Below are 6,000 nucleotides of genomic sequence, written 5' to 3'. Positions count from 1 at the left end.
GGCCAAGGTCGGCCGGCTGCAGGATGCGTCCGGCGGCCAGTGCCGGCTGGCCGATGGCGAGGTCTTCGCCGCGCAGGCGGCGGTTGTCGCCGGCCCGTACCGCCTTGGCGTCAAAGCGAATCAGCTCGCCTTCGACGTCGACGAATTCCTGGGGAATCACGGTGTCGCAGCCGGCCGGCATGATGGCGCCCGTCATGATGCGCGCAGCCTGGCCGCGCGCGACCGCTTGCTCGCAGGCAGCGCCGGCGAAGGCGCTGCCGACCACCGTCAGGGTCACGCCGCCGCCCGCGGCCAACTCGCTGCTGGCGAACGCATAGCCGTCCATGGCGGAGTTGTCGTGCGCGGGCACGTCCAGCCTGGAGATGACGTCTTCGGCCAGCACGCGGTCGAGCGCTGTGCGCAGGGCGACCTGCTCGGTGCCCCTCACGGGCTCGACCACCTCGCCGATGATCTGGTTGGCCTGCGCCACCGGCAACGCACCGGGATCGTAGTCGGACAGGCAGGAAATGACGGATTGTAGTGATGGCATGGACCGTTCCCGGGGCAGCGGCCTGGCTTGGGTTGTCAGCGCGCTTCGAGCGTGCGCAACTCATCCAGGGTATTGATATTGGCGAAGGCGCCGGCGTCTTCGAACAGCACTTCGGCCAAGCGGTGTGAGGCGGCCCAGGTTTCGATCTTGCGGCCGCCGCCGTTGAGGAAAGCCACCAGGCCGTCGAGCGCCGTGACCGGCATCAGGCAAAACACCGGCTGGACCTGCCGGCGGCCATCCGCGTCGATGGTGACCGGGATGGCCATCTCGGCGCCTTGCGCGTCGATCGCGCTCGCCAGGCGCACTGCCAGGTCGGATGGCAGGAAAGGCGAGTCGCAGGGGGCACTCAGCATCCAGCCCGTCTGGCATTGCTCAAGCCCGGCCAGCATGCCAGCCAGGGGCCCGGCGAAGTCCGGCACCGAATCGGTGACCACCGGCACACCGAAGGACTCATACGCGGCCAGGTTGCGGTTGGCGTTGATCAGCACGCCACCGGTCTGCGCGGACAGGCGCATCAGCGTATGCATCGCCATGGGCGAGCCGCGAAACGGCTGCAGGCCCTTGTCGGTGCCGCCCATGCGGCTGCCCCTGCCGCCGTTGGAGATTTCCAGGTCGCTATGCTCGCCGCGCAGCAGCGCGCGCAGGTCGTAGCCTTCGGTGGCGAACAGGCACAGGTAGAGCCGGCCTTCGGTCGACAGGCGGATGCGGCTGCAGTCGCCGCAGAAGGCGTGGGTGACGCTGGAGATCACGCCGATCTCGCCGGCGCCGTCGCGGTAGCGCCAGCGCTCGGCGGTTTCGCCGCTATAGTTGGCCGGGATGGCTTCCAGCGGGAAGGCCTCGTGGATGCGGCGCACCACGTCGGCCGAGGGCAGCACCTCRTCCATCTGCCAGTGGTTGCTCGCGCCCACGTCCATGAACTCGATAAAGCGCAGGATGATGCCGCTGCCGCGGAAATGCGCGGCCATYGGCACGATCTCCCCATCGTTGGTGCCGCGCTTGACCACCATGTTGACCTTGATCGGCGCCAGCCCGGCCGCCTGGGCGGCCTCGATGCCGTCCAGCACATCGCGCACSGCGAAGTCGACATCGTTCATGCGGCGGAAGGTGGCGTCGTCGATGGCGTCCAGGCTCACGCTCACCCGCGTCAGGCCCGCATCGCGCAGCGCGCGCGCCTTGCGGGCCAGCAGCGAGGCGTTGGTGGTGAGGGTGAGGTCCAGCGGCTTGCCAGACACCGTGTCGATGCGCGCCAGCATTTYCACCAGCTTCTCGATGTTCTTGCGCAGCAGCGGCTCGCCACCGGTGAGGCGGATCTTCTCCACGCCGTGCGCAACGAAGAGGCGAGCCGCGCGCTCGATTTCCTCGAAGCTCAGCAGCTCGGAATGGGGCAGGAAGGTGTAGTCCTTGTCGAACACTTCCTTGGGCATGCAGTAGACGCAGCGGAAATTGCAGCGATCCGTGACCGAGATGCGCAGATCATGGAGCGGCCTGCCGCGCGTGTCGGCAACCAGCCCGATTGGTGCGGCGAGCACGGCCGGAATGCTTGGCGTCATCGAGCGGTAGCGATGGTCGCGCAGGTCGAAAATGGGAATGACGGATTCGGTCATGGCCTGGGGGCGTGGCAGTGCGGGTGACGGGCGGCTCTGGCGCGATTGCACAGGGCAACATCGCCCGTTCCGGGCACCATCTTTCGGGTGCCATCTATTTGTCATTCTAGCCGAGCCGGGCATGGTACCGCCGGCATCACCCTGGACAAAGCGCGCAGGCATGAAAAAGGGACGGCATCGCCGTCCCTTTCCTTGCTACCCGCGAGGGTGCCGCTTACTTCTGCGGCGTTCCAGCGGTATCGCCACCGGTTTCGACCAGGATCATCGGACCTTCAGGCAACGGCGGCAGGGGCTTGCGCTCCCGCACGACGCGCGCTGCCGGCGGGATGCTGGCAGCCGCTTCCTGCGCTGCACGCAGCTTGCTGGTGTCGGTGTTGACCCATTCCAGGCCAGCCGATGCCAGCATTGGCTGCAGGCTTTCGATCGCCACCGGGGCTGCCGGGGCTACCGTTGCCACCGGGGCAGCGGCCGGCACTTCAACGGCAGGCGCTACGACAGCAGGGGCTTCCACGACAGCTTCGGCCACAACCGGAGCCGGTGCCGGCTGGTAGGCGGCCGGGCTTGCTGCGATCGTCTCAACCACCGTTTCAGCCACTGGCTCGGCAACCGTTTCGACGATCGGCGCAGCGACCGGCGCCGAGATCGGCGCGGCTTGCACGACCACCGGCTCCGCCGGCGGTGCCACGGTCTGTTGCGTCACTACGGCAGCTTCGGCGGGCTGGTAAGCCGGAGCGCTCGGCGCGCTTTCGGCAACCGGCACGGCAGCGGCTTCGATCGCGGGCGCTTGGGCGACCACAGCCGGGGCGGCGGCCTGGGTGCTTTCGCGCACTTCCGCCGTGTACTCGCCTTCAGCACTTTCCGCGCCTTCGGTTGCCTGGGCGCCGTCGTCGCGTTCGCGGCGATAGCGGTTGCGGCCACGGCGATTGCGGCGGCGGCGTTCTTCGCCTTCACCGTTCTCGGTGCCTTCCGTGCCTTCTGGCAGGTCGGTGCGTGCATTGTCGGCGTCATCGTGCGAGGCAATCGCTGCGGCTACGGCCGGCGCTGCTACGACAGCTGCGGCGGTCGCGGCTACGGCTTCGGCAGCCAGGCCTTCGGTGGCTTCGCCTTCGCGCGGCGCGTCACCTCGTTCACGCTGGCGGTCGCGCTGGCGCTCGCGGCGCTCCTGGTTGCGGTCGCGGCGGCCTTCGCCACGGCCTTCCGTACGCTCGGCCGGTGCGCCTTCGGGTTGGCGGGCCGGCTGGACTTCCAGTGCGGCCTGGCGCGGGGCGCGGCTGTTGCGCTCGCCGCGTTGTTCGCCGCGCTCGCCACGTTGTTCTCCACGTTCACCGCGCGCTTCGACGCGCTCGCCACGCTCCGCGCGCTGTTCGCCGCGGTCCGCGCGCTCGCCACGTTCCTGGGGTGCGCGCTCGCCGCGCTGGCCACGGCCCTGGCGGTCGCCACGTTCGCCGCCACGCTCGCCACCGCGTTCGCCGCGCTGGCCACGGCCTTCACCGCGTTCGCCTCGTTGGCCGCGTTCGCGACGGCTCTCAGCGCTGCGCTGCTCCGCATCAACCGGCTTGGCCGGCTCGACGGCGGGCGCTGCGGGCTTGGCGCCGAACAGGTTCTTCAGCCAGCCGATGAAGCCACCGCCGACCACCGGCTGGGTAGCCGGCACCGGACGTGCGGCTGCCGCCGCGGCTTCCGGGCGCGGGGCACGCTCGGCGCGCGGCACCGAGACGGGTGCCGGCTGTTCCGGGGTGATGCCCTTGACGGCGGCTTCCTGGCGCGGCTTGGCGTCTTCCTTCTTGCGGCTGCTGTAGCTGGTGTCGGCTTCCAGTTCCTTGGCGGCAGCCTCGGCCATCTTGTAGCTGGCCATGCTGTCTTCCAGGCGCGGGTCGTCGTGACGCAGGCGCTCCAGCTTGTAGTGCGGGGTCTCCAGGTGCTTGTTGGGGATCAGCAGCACGTTGACCTTGAAGCGCATCTCGATCAGGTTGATGTCCTGGCGCTTCTCGTTGAGCAGGAACGCGGCCACTTCCACCGGCACCTGGCAGTGGATGGCGGCGGTGTTCTCCTTCATCCCCTCTTCCTGGATGATGCGCAGGACCTGCAGGGCGGAGGATTCGGTATCCCGGATATGGCCGGTGCCGTTGCAGCGCGGGCAAGTGATGTGCGAGCCTTCCGACAGCGACGGGCGCAGGCGCTGGCGCGACAGCTCCATCAGRCCGAAGCGGCTGATCTTGCCCATCTGCACGCGGGCACGGTCATGGCGCAGGGCATCCTTCAGGCGCGTTTCCACGTCCTTCTGGGCCTTGCTGGCTTCCATGTCGATGAAGTCGATCACGATCAGGCCGCCCAGGTCGCGCAGGCGCAGCTGGCGGGCGATTTCGTCGGCGGCTTCGAGGTTGGTGCGCAGCGCGGTTTCCTCGATGTCGGCGCCCTTGGTGGCGCGGGCCGAGTTCACGTCCACCGAGACCAGGGCTTCGGTGTGGTCGATCACGATGGCGCCGCCCGAGGGCAGCATCACCATGCGCGAATAAGCCGACTCGATCTGGTGCTCGATCTGGAAGCGCGAGAAGAGGGGGACGTCGTCCCGGTACTTCTTCACGCGGTTCATGTTGTCGGGCATGACCACGCTCATGAAGGCGCGGGCCTGCTCGTAGATTTCGTCGGTGTCGATCAGGATCTCGCCGATATCCGGCTGGAAGTAATCGCGGATGGCGCGAATCACCAGGCTGGACTCGAGATAGATCAGCAGCGGGGCCTTGTTGTCGCCGGCGGCGCCGTCGATGGCTTTCCACAGTTGCAGCAGGTAGTTCAGGTCCCACTGGAGCTCTTCGGCCGAGCGGCCGATGCCCGCGGTGCGGGCGATGATGCTCATGCCCTCGGGCACGGCCAGCTGGCCCATGGTCTCGCGCAGTTCCTGGCGGTCCTCGCCCTCGATGCGGCGCGATACGCCGCCGCCGCGCGGGTTGTTGGGCATCAGCACCAGGTAACGGCCGGCCAGCGAGATAAAGGTGGTCAGCGCCGCGCCCTTGTTGCCGCGCTCTTCCTTTTCCACCTGGACGATCAGTTCCTGGCCTTCATGCAACGCGTCCTGGATGCGCGCGTTGCGCACGTCCACGCCTTCCTTGAAAAAGGCGCGTGCGACTTCCTTGAAGGGCAGGAAGCCGTGGCGTTCTTCGCCGTAGTTGACGAAGCAGGCTTCCAGCGAGGGCTCGATCCGGGTGATGACACCCTTGTAGATGTTGCCCTTGCGCTGTTCGCGCCCGGCGGCTTCGATGTCGATGTCGATCAGCTTCTGACCGTCGACGATGGCGACGCGCAGTTCCTCTTGCTGCGTCGCGTTGAAAAGCATGCGTTTCATCGCATTACCTCACTCAATGCCGCGGATTGCACCGGCATGCGGTGCCCGCGGCGTTCGTTCCGTGGAGCACGCGAGGGAGCGAGTGAGGGCGCGAGAATTGCCGAAAGCGCCGTCGCGCAAATGAGCGCGGCCGGCTGGGCACGGGTGAAAGAGAGGTAACGACGTCGAAAGCGCCGTCCGCATGGTCGGAGAGAACGCCGGTGTGCTGCTTTGCGCAGCGACCCAGCGGGTTTCCGGCTGGCATGGCGGCGGCGCGGGCGCAAAGAGGCGCCATCGCACCGCGGCCGGCCGCGGAAGGGCTAGACGCGTCAAAGAGCAAGTTTGTCGTCACGGCAATGCTGCTTCGCTTCCTGACATCTCCTGGCGGGCGCACCTACTGCTTCTTGGAGTTCTGCGACCGGGCGCCGGTACAACCAGTCAGGCGGCGTTGGAAGCATGCCGGCGGCACCGTTTCCCGGTGCGGGCGGGACTTCTCTCACCAGAGTGGATGCCGGGTGGGCATCCACTATCAAATTCTGTTCTAC

2 protein-coding genes and 1 pseudogene are annotated in these 6,000 nt (G+C 67.8%); all 3 read right to left on the bottom strand.

The window, feature by feature from the left end; genetic code table 11:
• A pseudogene (locus AB4061_RS37010) lies at nucleotides 1-529 on the bottom strand (molybdopterin molybdenumtransferase MoeA); the annotation flags it as partial.
• Between the two features lie 35 nt (nucleotides 530-564).
• Entirely contained in the window at nucleotides 565-2,133 is a 1,569-nt protein-coding gene (gene moaA, locus AB4061_RS37005) for a GTP 3',8-cyclase MoaA (protein WP_441641078.1), read from the bottom strand.
• 214 nt (nucleotides 2,134-2,347) lie between these two features.
• Nucleotides 2,348-5,476, bottom strand: coding sequence for an Rne/Rng family ribonuclease (locus AB4061_RS37000; protein ID WP_441641077.1), 3,129 nt, complete (start codon nucleotides 5,474-5,476; stop codon nucleotides 2,348-2,350).
• Nucleotides 5,477-6,000: the final 524 nt, after the last annotated feature.

This window comes from Cupriavidus sp. YAF13 (assembly GCF_052113425.1).
Taxonomy (GTDB): domain Bacteria; phylum Pseudomonadota; class Gammaproteobacteria; order Burkholderiales; family Burkholderiaceae; genus Cupriavidus.
This window is presented reverse-complemented; position numbering and strand designations above follow the sequence as displayed.